Here is an 18,828-nt window from a genome sequence, read left to right as displayed (position 1 = left end):
ATAAAAAAATAGCGTCTTCTTACATCAAGAAGGCGCTATTTTTTGTAAAGCGCGGTAGGATGAAGCCCTTAATGTATCGCTTGTGTTAAATTTAAAAAATCACGGAGATAAGTACACTCCCGCGAAGCGATTGTAAAGAAAGGCGTATCCTTATATTGTGTGCTCAATTCTTTGAAGTATTTATTTTGCATCGAAAAACGATAGAAAGGATTCTTTAATGGCGAATCATAGTATTGCCAACGCGATTCATTGGTATAGACAAAATCTTTCTGCTCACATTTGGCAAGCATAAAGGTACATTTCGCTTTGAACTCTTTGTCTGTGCTCAGCGTACGCGCTTTGCTGTACCATTCTTTTGCTGATTTTGTCTGTAGATAATTTCGTTGCCAGTGAAGTGTTGAAGCTGCGTGGTTGTCTGTGGACGACCAGTCATAGGACACCAGGGACCAAGCATTTCCATAGGTACTTGTCTGATAGATACCTGTGGCCATTTGGAAATAATACTCGGCTTTTTTCTGGTTGTTCTTTTCCGTTTTTATGGCATTTTCCAAGCGTGCCATGCGTTCAGCATATTTTAGCTTAGTGGTGGATTCTTTACCATATTTTTTGGGGTAATCATTTATCGTTACAATAAATGGATTCGGTGTAATATCGCTATCATCCGCATCGTACCAGTTTTTAATTTCTTTTATTTTATGGTCTTTAGGAAGTCCCGCTAAAGTTTTTGCTGCTTTTTGGAAATCCAGCTCGCGCAGGTAGGTTGTACCCAGTAATTCCGTGAGATAATCTTTATTGAAATGTTTGATATCCTTCAATAAGAATTTAGATAGGGTATTCTGTTGGGAATTATCCGACAGTAAATTTCTTATTTTTAACAGCGTTTTAGGTGTAAGGCTATTTTCCCAGAAGTGCATTGTTGTCCACTGCATATTATCTTCCAGCGAGTCTTTCACAAAGCCATAGTTGTAAAAGGCATCCGCCTTTACAGCAGCTAAACTAGCCATGGCGGTATCTTGTGTATTCAAATAATGTTTTACGACAAGATTTTGTAGGATATTCCGGCAGATTAAGCTATAGTTGCTATATTCGAAAGCACTATATCCCCAATTTTGCTTGCGGATATCTTCTTTACCATCAAGTTTTGCTTTTTCTTCTAACCAAGATAGCGTTTTGGTCAATTGAACTTCATCTAGTTGTTTACTGCTTTGCCAGTCAGTTAATTGCGTAAGTAATCGGGTAATTTGAAGCTGATCAATCAATTTTGGACTGAGGTCAGTATCTTTTATTTCGGAAAGGTATTCTTTTGCTAACGTATTTTCCTTATTCATCCAGCTTAGGTAGGCAGCAGTAATAAGGCCCAATTGGGGTTGAACATATTTTTTGTCGCGATAAAGTTTTAGGGCAAAATTGCGAAGAGAATCCAGATGTAGTTTAACCTTTCCTTTATCGTCATTTTTACTGTAGTAATTATAATTATCGCTACTGAGGTAAAAAGACTCGTTCATTTCTGTTTCTATCTTATTGACTTCGCGTCCCAATAGTACGGCATTTACGGTGTTGGCAGGATCGAGCTGATAGCAGTCGCTCAGATATTTCAGTGCATAGTCACTTGTGCCAAAGCCTATGATAGCATTGATATTGAACCGATCTGCATCATTTTTTGCATATTGAAATATCTCAGCATCACTGGCTGTGATATAATGGAAATTAGCATAAGCGAGGATGCGCCTTTCTGGACTGGCAGTGAATAATTTAGAAAAGAGATAAGCTGCCCTTGCTGCATCGCCATTTTTGCGGACAGCGCCAGCGTAGTTGGATAGTGCCCAATTGAGGATGGCTTCATCTCCCTTAGCGGATTGCAGGTACTTTTCATAGATCGTCATGCTCTTAGCGTATTCCTGTCCAAATAGATATAAACGGGCGGCTTGATAAGCATAACGGATATAGAGAAAGCTATTTTTGGGGTACTTGGAGATCTGCTGTTCGGCGAGCTCAGCAAATTGTGTAATTTCTTTGAAATTTCGGGTATCCGGATCCCAATAGTTATGTTGAATATTCGTGATAAGTTCCTGCTTTTTGGTGAACATAAAATACGCGCGTTCAGCTTCATGTTTTCCGTCAATCAACGTGCTTAGGAACGTATTTCCTCTAATGGAATCGGGAAGGTTTGTCCAAGCCGACTTTTGCTGATTGCTCGCTAAATTAGCGGTTGCATCGTTGCTATTGTACATCAATTGTTCGATATCCTTAACCTTGACCTGCGAACCTAAGTGTTTAGCCCAGGTTTCGGCATTGATTAAACTTTCTTTGACTGGAGCTTCTTCCGTATAAAGAAATTGGTAGGGGATAAATTGAAAGGCAGAAAATCCATTGTCCTCCAGATTGGGGAGATAATATGTCGTTTGATTGTCGTAAGGATCCACTTCAGGACCACAGGCGATATTGGTTGCAATCTCCCCAAAAAAGAAAGTTAATGTAGTGCTAGAAAGTAGCAATAATTTTTTGTAATTCGGCATTGCCATGGTTTGCTAGTGTAGCTTGATCTAAATGATAAAAAATAATCCGGTGTTCTTTTCCTTTCAGCTCTCCCTTCAAAAATTTTGCCGTTTGTAAGAGTTCCTCCTGATTTATGGATTCAAAACGTATAACATCTCCCTTTTTAAGGTTTGCTTTTGGGAGATCTTTCGTTAAAATATAGAGGTTCGTATTGGGGTTATGGGTAAACAATGACGAGTTTTTGAGATCTTCTTCATTGATATGTTTTGAAATACCGATGTAATTATTATTTCTGAAAACGACAAACCACTGAAATAGCGGTAATGCAATATCCATTTCCATGGGATAGTTGCGTAATGTTCCGCTTAGGTAGGTCTTGAGGTCCTGTTGATTTAAAATGGAGTTTTGATTGCCAAATTGTCTGAGATTTCCCATGTTGTAACACATTAACATCGCTTTTTTCACAGGCGGAATTCCGCTGGTGACTGTGTTTTTGACCTGGTGTAGCCGCAGAGTAGAGCTCACGACAACATCTTTTAAGGCCGGCAATTGTTGTAAATAGGTGAGCAGGTAGAAAAATTTATCACGGGATGTCTTTGTCCAATCGCAGTCCAGTTGGAGTTCGGTAAATTTTTCCTTTCCTGCTTGTTGTATTTTAGCCGTCACAAACGGAACAATTTTATTTGCCAGTCCTCTGATCTGCAGGCTATCCATTTCCACAAAAATACGTTGGTTGACAAATACTACAGGAATCAACTGCTGTTCTTTGGGGACAGGCTGCGAAAATGTAATGGGGCTAATAGGGACGGCTTGTACACCAGATGGATCGAAATCAATATCCATGATGCGGACATAGATAGATTTCGCGTCAATTTCCTTTAAAGAGCGGCTTTCTACGGTGTCTAACTGGAATACTGTCTTCCAAAAATAGAAGCCTGTTTCATGCTTTGTTTTGGTGCAGGAACTTAAAAAAAGTAGAGAGAGCGGTACAAGAAATAAAAATAGTTGTGTTTTACGCAGCATATTCACTTTATTTAGTCGTTATTCAAACAAAATGGGCTTAATTTTGTTTGTTATTCAATAAAATAAAGACGAAATTACAAAGAGATTGTGACTTTATGAAGCCTATTTTCAAATGGATCCTTGGTATTGTAGCGTTTATCCTATTGGTATTGGCTGGAGGTATTTGGTATTTTAGCAATAAGTGGAAGCCTCTTTTAGATACTAAAATCAAACAGCTGGTGTCTCAAGCAACGGACAATTTGTATACTATTAAATACGACGATATCCACGTCAACCTATTATTAGGTAACATAACAATAGACAATCTGCATCTCGTGTCAGATAGTTCCATCTATAAAAAGTTGGAGCTGGTCAAAAAAGCACCAGATAACCGTTTCGAAATTTCCATCAATAGGCTGAAAATAAAAAGCTTTGGAATTCGGAGGGTGTTGATGGATAAGGAACTTTTTCTGAATGATATCACTGTCGAAAGACCAACGATTCATGTCATTAATGAGGTACATCGTTATAATGATACGGTAAGTAGGGGACCTAAAAAACCACTGTATGAGAAAATAAAGGACAATCTGAAAAAAATTCAGGTGCGGGCTGTCAATTTGAATGACATCGATTTTAGATATACGCAAGTCCAAAAAGGGGTTTATCAAGATTTCGAGGTCAAAAAGGTCAAGGTCCGGATAGATGATGTTTTGATCGATTCAACTTCTGAGCACGACAGGCAGCGCTTTTATCATACGAAAATGATTGATATTGAGGTGCCTGGTTTTACCTATAAAACTCCGGATGGGTTTTATAAAGTAAACTTTGATCAGTTGAAAATCAATAGTAAAAACCGCAATGTCCTGCTGACTAAAGTTGCTTATCAGCCGACCCTGAATAAGGCGGCTTATTACCGGAAGAAAGGAGAGGGTGGAAGCTATATGGTGCTGAAAATGGACACACTTCTTTTGACGGGATTCAATTTTGCCGAGCTTTCCCGGGATAAGAAAATATATGCACAAAATGCACGCTTAAAAAATGGTTCACTTTCGATTTACAGTGATAAGCATTATAAAAGCCCTCCAACCAGTCAGATTGGAAATGCTCCGCATATGAAGTTAATGCAAATGTCGACACGCCTGGGAATTGATTCATTGATTTTGGATAATATAGGAATTTCGTATTCTGAAATGAGTGATGAGTATAGTCAAATCGGAACCATTACTTTTGATCACACTTATGGAACACTATTGAATGTGACAAATGATTCGACAAAATTGCTTAAACAGAAGCTAATGCGTGCAAATTTGAGTAGCAATTTTATGAATGCTGGTAAGCTTTCTACCAACTTTGTTTTTGATATGACCTCTAAAGTTGGAGCCTACACCTATAAGGGTACACTTGGGAAAATGGATCTAACAGTCGTTAATAAAATGATTCGTCCATTGTTAAATGTTGAAGTTAAATCGGGCAATCTCAGTCAGATTACATTTGACATTTGGGCTAACGATTACCGTAGTAAAGGAACCTTTAAAATGGATTATGACGACCTCAAAGTTAATATCCTGTCAGAGGCAGGTGATGATGGTCGTCGAGAAAAGAAGGGGCTGCTGTCTTTTATGATTAATCAGGTTTTATTTAATCCGGGCAATCCGGATTTATACGGTAAATATACGGTGGGGCATATTAACAAGCGTCGGGATCCCAATCATCCGTTTTTTAAAGCGATGTGGCAGACTTTGTTGGTTGGAATTAAACAATGTGTCGGCCTTGGTCCAGAACGGGAGGCTAAACTGATGAATACGGCTGGAAAAGTTGAAAAAGTCGTTGGGGGAATCAGCAAGGCCAAGAAAATGATTTCAAGTATATTTAAGAAACACAAAACTCCGGAGGAGTTGCTGAAGGAAGAAAAAGAAGATGAGGCCAAAGAGGCGGCAAAGATTGAAGAGAAGAGGAAGCGTGACCGTGAAAAAGCCGAAAAGGAACTCGAGAAAGAAGGAACGGGAAATTGAGGGGCCGTTTCACGTGGAAAGGTTCCCGTTTGGTGCCGTTGCCCTTATTTTTTAGAAATGGTTGAGGAAGCGATATACTGTATTTATAAATCCTCATTGTCGACTTCGTTAGCGCACCAAAAAATACAACGGAGATAGATTTGCATTTATTGACAGATTTATCTTAGTTTGAGACATTATGATAGATTCGATTTTAAGTTTTATCCGATTTGTTTTCAAATATAAAAATGGACTTGTAGACAAAATCATGTTCTATGTGAGCATGATTTGCGCCGCAATCGTTATTTTTAATGTGGGCTATGTTACTGATCCTACATTGGGGAAATTGCTTGGTAAAACAATTCATTATCTTTTCTTTGTCCTATTTTTCATGATTGCTCTCCGCGAGTCATCTTCCATTTACGCACTCAAAAAAATTGCTGTTGAGCATTACGCGGGCTTAGTTATCCTCATTTACTTTGTATTTATTCTTATTGCCCGTTTTGCAGGATTTGGAGCGCTTTCTGTTTTTTCAAGAGAACAGTGGGTTTATCTAGGAATCTATCTTATTTTTATCGCGGAGTTATCGAAGAGCACACTTTTCTTTGACAATTTTTATTTTAATCCGACAATATTGTTTGTCATCAGTTTCCTGGTTCTTATCTTGCTCGGGACCGTACTCTTGATGCTGCCCCGTACCACGGTAGAAGCTCCGTTAAGTTTTGTGGACGCCTTATTTATGGCAACGAGTGCTGTTTGTATCACAGGCTTGTCAGTTGCCGATATTTCAACCAATTTTAGCATGTTCGGACAAACTGTAGTCATTGTTTTGATACAGGTTGGCGGGTTGGGTATTATGACATTTACAGGTTTTTTTGGCTATTTTTTCTCTGGCGGATTTTCTTTTAAGAATCAATTGATGTTTGGTGAAATTCTAGGTGAAAATAAAGTGGCCTCTGTCATTAAAACCCTATTGACCATGATATTTATTACGCTGCTGTTTGAATTTCTTGGCGCTATACTGATCTTTAGTACCTTAGAAAGTGCTAATTTTCCAAATTTAGGGAGCATGGTTTTCTTTTCGATCTTTCATTCTATTTCTTCATTCTGTAATGCTGGATTTTCGATCTTATCAGGGGGCATTACCAATGAAGCCTATAAATTCAATTACCCATTCCAGTTGGCGTTATCTTCGCTTTTCATTCTTGGTGGTTTGGGTTTTGGAATTGTATTGAATTTCTACACCTATATTAAAGAATCTATATTGCTTTATTATCACCGATGGATCACAAAGAAAAACTATAAGCATAAAGCATGGAGCTTTAGCTTTAATTCTAAATTGGTGCTGGTCTGTAATGCGATTATTATTGTAAGTGCAACTTTGTTTTTCTACTTTTTGGAGCGAGGGAACACCCTTTCTCTTGAAAGGGGAATCGATGGTGAATGGGCAACTTCCTTCTTTATGGCCAATGCAGCGCGTTCAGCAGGTTACAATAGTGTTGATTTGAGTTTTGTCGGGCCACCGACTGTTTTTTTGATTATGATTCTGATGTGGGTCGGGGCTTCTCCCGGATCTACTGGTGGGGGAGTAAAGGTAACTACCGTTGCTGTTTCGCTGTTGAATATTGTTTCTCTGGCTAAAGGAAAAGAATATATTGAGATTTTTAAAAGGAGGATAGCCGGCGAATCTGTTAACAAGGCTTTTGCGATTATTCTGTTGTCGCTATTCGTCGTAGGGTTCAGTTTTTTTATGCTCATTTTTACAGATCCCGATAAGAGTATGAAAGCACTCCTCTTTGAATCACTATCAGCCTATACAACATGTGGATTAAGTTTGGGGATTACACCATCACTCAGTATGGGCGGAAAATTGATTATTGCCCTAACAATGCTCGTCGGACGTGTGGGTATGCTGACTCTGCTGGTCGCTTTTATTAAAAATACAACACGGAGAAATATTGTATTTCCGGAAGAAAAGATCTTGTTTTAGGTAGATCGACAAGCGTATTGACTAACTTTTGATGAACTTATCGGAGTAATATGAGCAGGTAGATAGAAAGAGAGCTTGGAAATAACAGTAAATTTATTTTAGTTTGATATATGAAGTATATTGTTTTAGGATTGGGGCATTTTGGACGTTCTTTAGGAGTACATCTTACTGAGCTCGGACATGAGGTGATTGGGGCAGACCGAAATCTCAGTATCGTTGAACAACTCAAGGACAAGATAACGCACACGGTATGCCTAGATACAACCGACCGAGAAGCGGTGTCGTCATTACCTCTTAAAGATGCCCATGCTGTCATTGTTGCAATTGGAGAGGATGAGGGAGCTTCACTCATGACCGTAGCCCTCTTAAAACAGTTGAAGGTTAAACGTATCATTGGGCGTATCGTTTCAGATTTACAAAAGACTGTTTTGGAGGCAATGGAAATCAATGAATATATTATGCCCGAAGAAGAAGCTGCTGAACGATTGGCGATGCGCTTGGACAATATTGATATTGTCGATTCGTTTAAGGTTTCGGATAAATATTCCATTGTGGAGACTAAAGTGCCTGCTCGTTATGTGGGCATGACATTACGTGAAGCGAACCTGACCAATTTATACAAGGTTATCGTGTTGACCACTGTGAAGATCACAGAAACGAAGAAGGACGGTGTGACCAAAGAACAAAAGGAAGCTTCTGGAATCGCTGCCTCGGAAACCATCATGGAAGAAGGCGATATTTTGGTTGTTTTTGGGGAGTTATCCAATATTAATAAGTTAATTCAAAAAGGAGAATAAAATATGTTATTGACAACAACTGGTACTATTGAGGGGCACCAAATTGAACGTTATTTGGGGATAGTCTCTTCCGAAGTGGTTCTGGGAGCAAACGCAATCAAGGATATGATGGCGGGCTTTCGTGATTTTTTTGGTGGAAGATCCAATTCTTATGAACGCGCATTCCAGGAAACTCGTGAAGCGGCGTTGCGCGAACTTGAAGACCGTGCACGCGCATTGGGTGCTGATGCGGTCGTTGGGGTTCGACTAGACTTTCAAACGGTAGGAACGGGCGGAATGATGATGGTAGGCGCAACGGGAACGGCCGTAAAAATGAAATCTTAATTACCTAAAGCCCTAAATAACATTAGGGCTTTTTTAGTGCTTAAAAGACATGACATTGATCGATCGTATTTAATACCTATTATAAACTTTCTGTTAACAGGACACTGAGCGATAATTATAATTGTATATAAAAACAAATTTATCTAAGTTTGGCTTTTAAGACTTTTAAACAACCTAAGAAGGTAAATGAAATCATCGAGTTTTATCAAACCGCGTGTAATGTGTTCATAAATACAACGAAAGGCAAGTTATGAATGAACGATTATTTGGTAAGTTGAATAAAATAGATATATTCATCACCTTTAAATGACAAATTTATACGGATGAAAAATTGGTTTAAGGCGAATTCGGCACATTTGATCGTTATTGCGATATTCATTGCGCTCGTATTTTTTTATTTTACCCCTGTTTGGCAAGGAAAAACGCTGGCGCAGTCGGATGTGGTACAAGCGCAGGCGGCACAGAAGGAATTATTTGATTTTAAGGCAAAGGATGGTAAAGCGCCCTTATGGACTAACTCTATGTTTGGCGGGATGCCGACTTATCAAATTTGGCAAGAAAATGAGAATAACATTGGTACTTATTTCTTAAAAGCGGTTAAGTTCGCCTTTCCGAGCCCAATGGATACGGTGTTGTTTTATTTGCTGGGGGCTTATTTTCTTTTCAGTGTCTTACGGATCAAACCCTGGCTTGCTGCGGTAGGCGCAATAGCCATTGCGTTTACATCCTATAATTTTATTTATATTGAAGCTGGGCACATAACAAGGGCTAATGCAATTGCATTTATTCCACCCGTTATTGCTGCGGTTATTATGTGTTATCGGGGAAGTAAATTGTGGGGCCCTGTATTATTGGCGCTGTTTCTTTCGCTGGAGATCCGTGTAAATCACTTGCAGACAACCTATTACTTGTTGATAGTTCTGATGGTATACGTGATTTTCACTTTCGTAGATGCAATTAAACAAAAACAATTAAAAGGTTTTTTTATTGCTTCGGGTAGGCAGATTATCGCAGTAGTCATCGCTTTGATGGTAAATGCATCTATTTTATTACCAACTTGGGAATATAGTAAATTAAGTACGCGTGGACATGCCAATATCACGAAGGTTGATAACAACACCACCAAAGAGAAAGGGCTTGATAAAGAATATGCCTATGAGTGGAGCCAAGGGATTGGTGAAACCATTACCTTTTTGATTCCAAATGCCTATGGTGGTTCAACTGGCGGACAATTGGACGAAAAATCACATGTCGCTAAGTTTTTGATGGAAAAAGGAGGGATCTCCGAGGTTCAAGCTGGGCAGTTTGCAGAAAGCATGCCAACCTATTGGGGTGACAAACGTTTCACTTCGGGACCATGGTATTTTGGTGCCGGTGTTTTTTTCCTATTTGTTTTAGGCCTTTTTATTGTCAAAGATCGGATCAAGTGGTGGATTTTGGCAACCACCATCTTAGCATTGCTTTTGTCATTCGGAAAAAACTTTACACTTGTATCGGATCTGTTCTTTGACTATTTTCCGATGTATAATAAGTTTAGGGCTGTTGAATCTATACTTGTTTTGGTTTCCATTACAGTGCCTATGATGGCAATTCTGGCTGTCAACGAGCTTTTGACACGGGCGAAGGAGATTCCAAACTTAGATAAAAAAGTGCTGTATACTTTTATTGGTGTCGGTGGCGTCTGTCTGCTTATTGGCGTGATGCCCGATCTCTTTTTAAGTTTTAGGAATGCTGAGCATAGCAATTTAGTAGCAACTTTTGAGCACCAGATAGGCGATAAAACTTTTGCGACCGAATTAGCAAATCAATTGGTCTTAGATCGCAAAGATATCGCAAGCAAAGATGCCTATCGCTCTTTTTTCATTGTCCTCTTAACTTTCGGATTCGTTTGGGTCTTTTTAAAGAAGAAACTGAGCGAAGGTGTATTACTGGGGACATTGCTGGTCTTATTCTTGTTTGATTTATGGAGTGTAGATAAGCGCTTTTTGAATGACAAATCTTTTATGGAGAAAGGGGCTACAGCACAGCAAGTATTCCAACAACGTGAAGTGGATCAATTGATCTTAATGGATAAAGATCCAAGCTACCGCGTACTAGACTTGACTTCGGATCCGTTTTCGGATGCCCGTCCATCCTACTTCCATAAATCTCTAGGTGGATACCATGCTGCAAAATTAATGCGCTTCCAGGAAATTTTGGAAAATCAATTTAATGGTGCGCTCAATGAAGATGTGTTGGATATGTTTAATGTGCGTTATCTGATTACAACAGATCCTCAAAATCAATCACAACGTATTGTGCGGAGAAGTACCGCGGCAGGAAATGCTTGGTTTGTGGATCGGGTAAGTTTTGTGAAAGGAAATGCCGAGGAGATGCAAGCAATCAGTTCTTTTGATCCACATAAGGAGGCGTTTGTGAATCAACAATATCAAAATGAGATTAAGGCTAAAACTTCGAATGCTTCAACGACAGGGGAGATTAAGTTGACATCATACCATCCGGATAAAATGCAATATGAATATACGGCTGCCAATGATGCCTTTGCGGTATTTTCTGAAGTATTTTATGATAAAGGATGGAAAGCCTATGTGGATGGAAAGGAAACGCCAATTATCCGTGCGGATTATATCCTAAGAGCACTGCAATTACCTGCGGGAACGCATAAGGTAGAATTTGTTTTTGATCCAGAGTCACACAAATTTGGTAATTTATTGACATTAATCTCGTCTATTGTTCTTGTATTGGGAATAGGAGCGGCGATATATTTCTCCTTTAGAGGGAATAAAAAAGAAACAGCGGCTTAGTTGCTGTTTCTTTTTTATTGTGTGAGCTTTAGAATAATTTGAGCTGCGGATCGGTTATTCTAAAGCTTTTTCTATGATGTGGAGTGGAGCCGTGTGCCAATACAGCTGTTCTGTGCTTAACTGTCGGATACCCTTTGTTGTTGAGCCAGTCGTAATCGGGATAATCCAAGGCGATGTTGTCCATGTATTCATCCCGGTACGTTTTAGCCAAAATAGAGGCCGCAGCAATGGATAGGTATTTTCCATCCCCCTTCACAATACATGAATAAGGTATCTCTTGGTAAGGAATAAACTTATTCCCGTCAACAATAATATACTCGGCTTTGGTCTTTAAGAGATCAAGTGCCTTATGCATCGCCAGGTAGCTCGCATTGTGGATATTTATGCGATCTATTTCTTCTGCTGAGACGCTCGCAACGGCATAAGCAAGGGCTTCGCGCTCAATGATGGGGCGTAAAGCCATCCTCTTTTTTTCACTAAGTTGTTTGGAGTCATTAAGAAGTTCGTGATGATAGTCTGTGGGGAAAACCACTGCTGCAGCGAAAACTGGCCCTGCCAGACAACCTCTTCCCGCTTCGTCACAGCCGGCCTCTATCCACTGCTCCTGATAATATGATAATAGCATGTTCAGTTCTTTAAAATAGCCGAAAATACAAATAAATTTAGAGTTATCTATTGTAACTTCTGTGTGAATATCGACCGTTTACATTAATTAACACTAATAATGTCTTCTTTTGTAAAGATTTAGAGCGCTAGACTATTAAAACGTTGGAATAATTTCCATTAACAAAATAAAAGTTTGTTCTTGTCTAGGCCATATTGTTTCAAATTAAACTTGAGCAATAGTTTTAGAGTCAAAGATTTATCAATTATAGAAATATAAAAATACGTATTATGAGAGGCTTTGTGCTTTTTTTGTTTAGTATGCTGATGGGATGGACCGTTTACGGCCAGACGAAGAGCGTACAGGGAATGTTGAAGGACGACAAGAATCGAATTGTCGCCGGTGCAACAGTGAAATTAACGTCAAAATTGGATTCCATGACGACAGGATCCAATATGGCCGGGATTTTTATCTTTGATAAAGTCAAGGCGGATACCTTTAAAATTACGGTTTCAAACCTTGGGTTCGAACGTTTTGAGCAGGAATTTAGTATCCCTAAAGGCGAATCAAAGCATATTATTCCAAGTTTGACTTTACAACAGAACTCACAGATGCTACAAGAAGTTGTTGTTGATGGAGTCCCTACAGTCGTTGTCAAAAGTGATACCCTCGAATATACGATGAAAGATCTAAAACTCCGCGATGGCGCGGTTGCCGAGGACGCTTTGAAAAAATTACAAGGGGTCGAAGTCGATAAAGACGGCAATGTTACGGCACAAGGAGAGTCTGTTAAGCGGGTTCGTATAAATGGTAAGGACTTTTTTGGTGGAGATGTAAAGACAGCAACACAGAATCTACCGGCAAATATTATCCAAAAGATGCAGGTCATCGACGATTACGGTGATATGGCCAATGTCACCGGTAATAAAACGGGTGATTCAGAAAAAGTATTAAATATTCAGATTGACCCAAAATACAATACAGGACATATGACTACCCTACGGGCAGGCGTGGGAACCGAAGATCGTTACCAGGCTACAGGGATGTGGATGGGGATGCGCGAAGGTGAACAAATTTCTGTATTGGGAAATTTGAACAACACCAATGCACCCTTATTTGATTTTAGTACTGTAGGTGGTGGTGCGCGTCGTGGCCAAGGTGGCGGCGGCCGTCGCGGCGGCGGCATGTTTGGCGGATCGGACGGTTTAACTAAAATCGGTTCTATTGGGCTAAATTACCGTAAAGACTTTAATGATAAATTGACGGTTTACGGTAGTTACAGTTATAGCCATAGCAACAATACAACAATCTCGCAGCGCTTTCAGGAAAATACATTGCCTAATATCATGCAAACGGATAGTGTTCAATCTAATTCCAATACGGTAGGAGCAAGCCACCGTTTTGAAGCAAATGTTGAATGGAAGCCTACAACGAAAGACTATATCAAAATTTCTCCTCAGTTTGGTTACGACAATAGCGATGTAACGACAGGTACTAATTCGCTAACTTACCGTAGTAGTGTATTTAATAATTCACAGGCCCAAGATATTGTTGCAAATTCTACTGCACCGAGATTTGGGATTAGCGGATTGTACAATCATAAATTTAATGATAAAGGAAGGAATGTTTTTGTAAACATGAACTTCAATAATGCAAAAACAACGAAGGATCAGAATGCAATTTTAGATAGGCTATTGGCTGATCCCAACAATGCAAACGCTCCACTAGATTCGATCTATGAAAAAACGATTCTAGAAGCAAATAATAAAAGTTGGAATGGGGGCGCTTCAGTGAATTATACTGAACCTGTTTCTGAGAAGGGAAAAGTGGAATTTACCTATGACTTCAACAAAAATAAGTATGACAATTCGAACAAACAACAAGGGTTTGATCGCGATGGAAACCTTATTGCAGAAGATCCCAAGTTGAATTTTGATTATAATTATGATTATTCCTTCACAACACATAAAATCGGGGCAAACTATTTGTATAGTGGTGATAAAATAACCTATTCCATTGGAGCTGCGGCTCAGCCTTCTCAATTAAGAGGTGATGCGATCAGTTCAGGATTAGTGGTTCCAATTCATCGCAACAACATGAACTGGATGCCTATTGCACGTTTTGAGTATAAATTTTCGAGACAGTCCAATATCTCTGTGAATTATTCGGGAACACCGAATGAGCCTTCAGTAACGCAGATCTTGCCATTTGATATGAGTACAAACCGGACCAGTATCGTAATTGGTAATGCGAATCTGAATCCGGAGTTTAGCCATCAATTGAATGTAAGATTCCGTAAGAATGATTTTCAAAAGGGAAACAACTTTTTTGCGTTCGTTAATGCCGGTTTGACTAACAACAAGATTGTAAGTTTGAGCAAAAGCTATTTTGATGATCTAATGGATTATCAAACTGGCCAAACAAATTCGACGTTAGTTTCTGAAACCCGCTATTTGAATGAAACAAGCGATAAGCCATTTAATGTGAGTTCTTTCTATCATTATGGTAAATCACTGAAAGAAAAAACATATAATATTATGTTAATGGGGGGTGTGTCTTACAATAAAAATATTGGATATGTTTCCACAGAGAAAGATGATAACGTAGGTCAAAAGAACATCGCCCGGAATATTGTATTAAATCAAGGTTTAATGTTTAGATATAATCCTTCCGAGAACCTAGAAATCAATCCGGGGGTACGCTACCAATTTAATCATACAGAGAATTCATTGACAAATCGTACGACGAATGTCTCATCCTGGACACCAACATTGATTGGCTCTGTTAACATAACAAAAACAACCATTTTCGGAGCGGATCTATCCAAGCAATTCAACAGTGGTTATGGAGCCGGCATTAATGCAAATCCTTTCGTCATAAATACCTATTTGGAGCAGAAGTTCTTGAGTCAACAACGTGGTACTGTGCGTCTACAAGCATTTGATTTGTTAAATCAGCAAACGAATGTTTCAAGAACAGTGAGTGAGTCTATGATTACAGATAGCCGTACCAACCGTTTGGGTCGATATTTTATGATTCTGTTTACCTATAAATTCCAAAAATTTGCGATGGGAAATCCAGAAGGAGAGAATAGATTTCCGGGCGGAATGAGACCTCCGCGTATGTAATCTGATTCCTATAGGATATAAAAACGGTCATAGTGATTTCGCTATGACCGTTTTGCATTTAAAAATGCCTAGTTTTGTGAAGACTTCATATGCCCATACGATTTTGAAGATTGAGTAACGTAGCAAAAAATGTAAGATTTTGTATTTTTTGTTTTAGGGAAGACTGTCAAGGTTAGTGGGCACAAAAAATAGATAAACTAAAAGAAGCTACAGCAAGTTTGTACTGCATGGAATACGAAATTATTAGACTTTCAAACGGAATACGCGTAGTATTTCAATATCAAAATTTACCGGTTACACATGTCTGCATGGTCATCAACGCGGGGTCTCGGGACGAGTCTGCTGGAAAGTATGGTGTAGCCCATTTTATTGAGCACCTTTTATTTAAGCGTACTGAAAGACGCTCTACACAACAGATTATAAATCATTTGGAATCCGTTGGCGGAGATTTAAATGCCTATACGACGAAAGAGTATACCTGTGTACATGCCTCTATTCTTCAGCCTTATTTAAATCGTGCGTTAGATCTTTTTGAAGATATCTTCTTTCATTCCACTTTCCCCGACATAGAATTGGATAAAGAAAAATCTGTCATTGTAGATGAAATGGCATCTTATCTGGATAGCCCGGAAGAGTCTATTGTGGACGATTTTGAAGATTTGGTTTTTCAGGGATCGGGTTTAGGGCATAATATTTTGGGCCTGGAAGATCAGCTTCTTGCACTGCAAAAGGGTGATATTGTCGATTTCATGCAGGCAAATTACGATACAAATGAAATGGTCATTGGTATCACGGGCAATTATACGCTAAAAGAAGTTGAGCGATTGTTGCACAAAGTGTTTGGGACCGTGCCTTCAAATACGATAGCACGTCTCCGCAATGACGTCAGACCACTTGTTGAACAGCATGTTGCCGTAGGCAAGCCGATCAATCAGGTGCATTATATGCTCGGTTCTTTAGCTTATAATTATCGAGATGACCGTAAGACGGGGCTGCTGCTTTTGAATAATATGCTTGGTGGAATGGGGATGGGGTCTATCCTGAATCTCTCCATACGGGAGAAATACGGAATAGCCTATACCATTGAATCTAATTATACTATTTTTTCGGATACAGGGTTATTTAGTATTTACCTCGGTACCGATGAAGAAAAAGTTGAAAAAGCTAAAAAACTCGTCTTTAAAGAACTTGCGAAGCTGAGCGAGCAACCGCTATCTGAAACTGCAGTGAAAAAGGCGAAGCAGAAATTTATTGGGCAGATTGCTTTGACCGAAGAGAACCGTATGAGTATGATTATCTCTGCCGCGAAAAACGTAATGGACTATGATCGTGTCATCTTATTGGACGAAGTAATTGAAAAAATTCAGGATTTGACGAATATAGGGCTGCTGGAAATAGCACAAGATGTATTTGATCCGAAGAAGATGTTGTCACTAAGTTTTGTTCCCGAAGACTGAATTTAAGGACCGATTTAGACCCTTCAGAGGAGATAAATAATATGAGACCGATGGGCCGACAATGGGAATAATAGCTGGCTGACATGAATTTATATTGCATATAAAAAGCAATTTATCTAAGTTTGCGCTTACGGGAATTCGTTCTTCTCAACCATTGACTGCCGAAGGCAGATTCAATACCTATGGTAGCAGACAAATAAATGAATAAAAAATATAAGGGATGAAAACAGCATATGTATTTCCTGGTCAAGGGGCCCAATTTGTTGGAATGGGGCAGGACCTGTATAATTTAAATGATGAAACGAAAGCTTTGTTCGAACAGGCTAACGATATTTTAGGATTCCGCATTACGGATATTATGTTTTCCGGTACAGATGAGGAATTGAAACAAACGAAAGTAACCCAACCCGCTATTTTCTTGCATTCGGTTATTTTGGCGAAAGCCTTGGGAGAGTCTTTTCAGCCGGACATGGTTGCAGGTCACTCATTAGGTGAGTTTTCGGCTTTGGTAGCGGCCGGTGCATTGAGCTTTGAAGATGGCTTGAAATTGGTTGCACAGCGTGCTAATGCGATGCAAAAAGCATGTGAGCTTCAACCTTCAACGATGGCTGCGATATTAGGTCTGGAAGATGCTATAGTGGAAGATATCTGTGCTCAGGTTGATGATGTCGTGGTAGCTGCAAATTATAACTGTCCTGGACAATTGGTTATTTCGGGATCTATTGAAGGCGTGGATAAAGCTTGTGCTTTATTGACTGAGGCTGGTGCTAAGCGCGCATTAAAATTAAACGTGGGTGGAGCATTTCACTCACCATTGATGGAATCTGCCAAAGTGGAATTGCAAGCGGCTATAGAAGCTGTAGAAATTTTATCGCCTAGCTGTCCGATCTATCAAAATATCGATGCCAAACCACAGACAGACCCAGCGGTTATCAAGCAAAATCTTATTGCGCAATTAACTGGCGCTGTACGGTGGACGCAGACAGTACAAAATATGTTGGCCGATGGTGCAACAGCTTTTGTAGAAGTTGGTCCAGGAAATGTATTGCAGGGATTGGTTAAGAAGGTAGACCGTCAAGTTCAGACTTCCGCAGCATCAGTGACCGCGTAACAAAATATTCAGTATAAAAAAGGAATTATTTTGCAGTGCCCTCAAAAAGTGTCCAACTTTTTGAGGGCATTTTTTATGAACGAAAAATCGAAATCACATCAAGGATTACCTGTAAAAATGGATAAGACCTAGGGATCATTTTCGGAGATTACTCGGTGCTTCTTCGGTGCTTGTTCGGAGCTCGTTCGGTACTTCTTCGGTTGGAAGCGAAGAAACACCGAACGAGCTCCGATCGATATCCGTCTTTTGACCGAGAAAATGCCGAATCAACTATGGGCTTAAAAACTATTTATCCTTAAACATACTGTAGTGATCTTTCATGACTTGCAGGACAAAATCATTGGGGGTCATTTTTTCAGGATGTTTTACCTCCATCACCGTTTCCAGGCGTTGTACTAAAGCAGTTAAAATTCCTACATCTCTTCTGTCAAAAGCCGTTTGATAGATCTCTTTGACCGAATTAGCATCTTTATCACTCAATTTAATCACTTGTGGAAATAGGATAGGGTGATTGTCGAATGTCTCTTCGTAAATTGTGTCGCTCAATTTTAAGGTAGGTTTGAGACTGATAACAGAAGTTTCACCAGCAATATCTCCAATGCGTTGTCCATTTTTGGATAAAACGATCGAAGTAATGGCGACACCACCCATCGTCATCCAGATATCTACGATAGATAGGCTCCATCTGGACAAGTATTGATAGAAGTTGGCACGTGAGCCGTCAAGTTTGACGACCTTTATTTTCATGATTTTCTTGCCGACTGTTTGGCCTCCGAAGGCTGTTTCAGTAATCAAAGTATAAAAAAATGCAGGTAAGGTCAATGCCATCATAATCCCATAAAAGAGATAGGGATCTCCTGTGTTCATGTTTATGCTGTCCAAGAGAAAAAAGCAAAAGAAATAATAGCAGACTATAATAAAATAATCTATTGCAAATGCGATCATTCTTGAGCCAAGACTGGCAAGATTATATTCGATTTTTACATTTTGTGCCGTATTTATCTCAAGCTTATTCATATGCAAATTAGTTGAATTTAATGTAATATAGCATATCTAGGTCATTTTAGCTCTAATTTGTGCTTTTCAATCATGGATATTTCCTATATTTGGTTATGCCAGTTAAA

General features: G+C 39.3%; 12 protein-coding genes. 8 read left to right on the top strand and 4 right to left on the bottom strand.

The window, feature by feature from the left end; genetic code table 11:
- Positions 1–68 precede the first annotated feature (68 nt).
- Together CBM24_RS26570 and CBM24_RS26565 are read right to left on the bottom strand one after the other, a co-directional pair.
- Positions 69–2,522 carry a hypothetical protein gene (locus tag CBM24_RS26570; RefSeq protein WP_198386005.1) on the bottom strand — a complete coding sequence of 818 codons (2,454 nt, stop codon included), beginning with the start codon at positions 2,520–2,522 and terminating at the stop codon, positions 69–71.
- Positions 2,482–3,519: a hypothetical protein gene (locus CBM24_RS26565; RefSeq protein WP_088163336.1), complete on the bottom strand. Its 1,038-nt coding sequence runs from the start codon at positions 3,517–3,519 to the stop codon at positions 2,482–2,484. Before CBM24_RS26565 ends, CBM24_RS26570 begins: the two co-directional genes overlap by 41 nt.
- Before the next feature lie 95 nt (positions 3,520–3,614).
- Between CBM24_RS26565 and CBM24_RS26560 the strand changes: the two genes are divergently transcribed.
- The 5 genes from CBM24_RS26560 (at position 3,615) to CBM24_RS26540 (ending at position 11,404) form a co-directional block, all read left to right on the top strand.
- Complete coding sequence (locus tag CBM24_RS26560; protein WP_088163335.1) at positions 3,615–5,510, top strand: hypothetical protein; 1,896 nt, start codon at positions 3,615–3,617, stop codon at positions 5,508–5,510.
- 178 nt (positions 5,511–5,688) lie between these two features.
- The gene (locus tag CBM24_RS26555; protein ID WP_232475641.1) at positions 5,689–7,479 is read left to right on the top strand and encodes a TrkH family potassium uptake protein; all 1,791 of its coding nucleotides are present in this window, start codon (positions 5,689–5,691) and stop codon (positions 7,477–7,479) included.
- Positions 7,480–7,589: 110 nt separating this feature from the next.
- Complete coding sequence (locus tag CBM24_RS26550) at positions 7,590–8,276, top strand: potassium channel family protein (protein WP_075990332.1); 687 nt, start codon at positions 7,590–7,592, stop codon at positions 8,274–8,276.
- A gap of 3 nt (positions 8,277–8,279) precedes the next feature.
- Positions 8,280–8,600 carry a YbjQ family protein gene (locus CBM24_RS26545; protein ID WP_088163334.1) on the top strand — a complete coding sequence of 107 codons (321 nt, stop codon included), beginning with the start codon at positions 8,280–8,282 and terminating at the stop codon, positions 8,598–8,600.
- Positions 8,601–8,923: 323 nt separating this feature from the next.
- Positions 8,924–11,404 (top strand): YfhO family protein, encoded by a 2,481-nt coding sequence (locus CBM24_RS26540; RefSeq protein ID WP_088163333.1) that lies wholly within the window; start codon positions 8,924–8,926, stop codon positions 11,402–11,404.
- Between the two features lie 28 nt (positions 11,405–11,432).
- On the opposite strand, the gene CBM24_RS26535 is transcribed toward CBM24_RS26540, so the two are convergent.
- Complete coding sequence (locus CBM24_RS26535; protein ID WP_088163332.1) at positions 11,433–12,029, bottom strand: ribonuclease HII; 597 nt, start codon at positions 12,027–12,029, stop codon at positions 11,433–11,435.
- 269 nt (positions 12,030–12,298) lie between these two features.
- On the opposite strand from CBM24_RS26535, the gene CBM24_RS26530 reads away from it, so the two are divergent.
- The 3 genes from CBM24_RS26530 to fabD all read left to right on the top strand — a co-directional run bounded on the left by CBM24_RS26530 (position 12,299) and on the right by fabD (position 17,704).
- Complete coding sequence (locus CBM24_RS26530; protein ID WP_088163331.1) at positions 12,299–15,136, top strand: outer membrane beta-barrel protein; 2,838 nt, start codon at positions 12,299–12,301, stop codon at positions 15,134–15,136.
- 227 nt (positions 15,137–15,363) lie between these two features.
- Positions 15,364–16,593, top strand: a complete 1,230-nt coding sequence (locus CBM24_RS26525) for a M16 family metallopeptidase (protein WP_198386004.1) — start codon at positions 15,364–15,366, stop codon at positions 16,591–16,593.
- Between the two features lie 220 nt (positions 16,594–16,813).
- Positions 16,814–17,704: an ACP S-malonyltransferase gene (fabD, locus tag CBM24_RS26520; RefSeq protein ID WP_088163329.1), complete on the top strand. Its 891-nt coding sequence runs from the start codon at positions 16,814–16,816 to the stop codon at positions 17,702–17,704.
- Between the two features lie 285 nt (positions 17,705–17,989).
- Here fabD and CBM24_RS26515 read toward each other — a convergent pair whose 3' ends face one another.
- Positions 17,990–18,721 (bottom strand): RDD family protein, encoded by a 732-nt coding sequence (locus CBM24_RS26515; protein WP_088163328.1) that lies wholly within the window; start codon positions 18,719–18,721, stop codon positions 17,990–17,992.
- Between the last annotated feature and the right edge of the window lie 107 nt (positions 18,722–18,828).

The sequence above is a fragment of the Sphingobacterium sp. G1-14 genome, assembly GCF_002196555.1.
Taxonomy (GTDB): domain Bacteria; phylum Bacteroidota; class Bacteroidia; order Sphingobacteriales; family Sphingobacteriaceae; genus Sphingobacterium; species Sphingobacterium siyangense.
This window is presented reverse-complemented; position numbering and strand designations above follow the sequence as displayed.